1 rRNA gene is annotated in these 1,371 nt (G+C 54.4%); it reads right to left on the minus strand.

Going from position 1 to position 1,371, the window contains the following annotated elements:
• A 23S ribosomal RNA gene (locus tag OM416_RS31680) occupies window positions 1-1,371 on the minus strand; the annotation flags it as partial.

Genomic DNA, 1,371 nt, shown 5'->3' on the forward strand with positions numbered 1-1,371 from the left:
TTGGATAAGCCCTCGACCGATTAGTACTGGTCAGCTCCATGCATTGCTGCACTTCCACCCCCAGCCTATCTACCTCGTCGTCTTCAAGGGGTCTTACATACTGGGAAATCTCATCTTGAGGGGGGCTTCACGCTTAGATGCTTTCAGCGTTTATCCCGTCCGTACATAGCTACCCAGCGGTGCTCCTGGCGGAACAACTGGTACACCAGCGGTACGTCCATCCCGGTCCTCTCGTACTAAGGACAGCTCCTCTCAAATTTCCTACGCCCACGACAGATAGGGACCGAACTGTCTCACGACGTTCTGAACCCAGCTCGCGTACCGCTTTAATGGGCGAACAGCCCAACCCTTGGGACCTACTTCAGCCCCAGGATGCGATGAGCCGACATCGAGGTGCCAAACCTCCCCGTCGATGTGGACTCTTGGGGGAGATAAGCCTGTTATCCCCAGGGTAGCTTTTATCCGTTGAGCGATGGCCCTTCCATGCGGTACCACCGGATCACTAAGCCCGACTTTCGTCCCTGCTCGACTTGTAGGTCTCGCAGTCAAGCTCCCTTATGCCTTTGCACTCTTCGAATGATTTCCAACCATTCTGAGGGAACCTTTGGGCGCCTCCGTTACTCTTTAGGAGGCGACCGCCCCAGTCAAACTGCCCACCTGACACTGTCCCCGCACCGGATTACGGTACCAGGTTAGAACCTAGATACGATCAGGGTGGTATCCCAACGTTGCCTCCACGCAAGCTGGCGCTCACGTTTCAAAGGCTCCCACCTATCCTGTACAGATCGTACCCAAATTCAATATCAAGCTGCAGTAAAGCTCCATGGGGTCTTTCCGTCTTGTCGCGGGTAACCTGCATCTTCACAGGTATTAAAATTTCACCGGATCTCTCGTTGAGACAGCGCCCAAGTCGTTACGCCATTCGTGCGGGTCAGAATTTACCTGACAAGGAATTTCGCTACCTTAGGACCGTTATAGTTACGGCCGCCGTTTACTGGGGCTTCGGTTCACAGCTTCGGATTGCTCCTAACCACTCCCCTTAACCTTCCAGCACCGGGCAGGCGTCAGCCCGTATACTTCGCCTTACGGCTTCGCACAGACCTGTGTTTTTGCTAAACAGTCGCTTGGGCCTTTTCACTGCGGCCCCCTCGTGCTATTCACACTACCGGGGCACCCCTTCTCCCGAAGTTACGGGGTCATTTTGCCGAGTTCCTTAACGAGAGTTCTTCCGCGCGCCTTAGAATACTCTTCTCGCCTACCTGTGTCGGTTTGCGGTACGGGCACCATCACCTGGCTAGAGGCTTTTCTTGGCAGTGTGAGATCATGACCTTCGCTACTACAATTTTCGCTCCCCATCACAGCTCAGCCTTA

The organism is Paenibacillus sp. LS1 (assembly GCF_026013365.1).
Taxonomy (GTDB): Bacteria; Bacillota; Bacilli; order Paenibacillales; family Paenibacillaceae; genus Paenibacillus.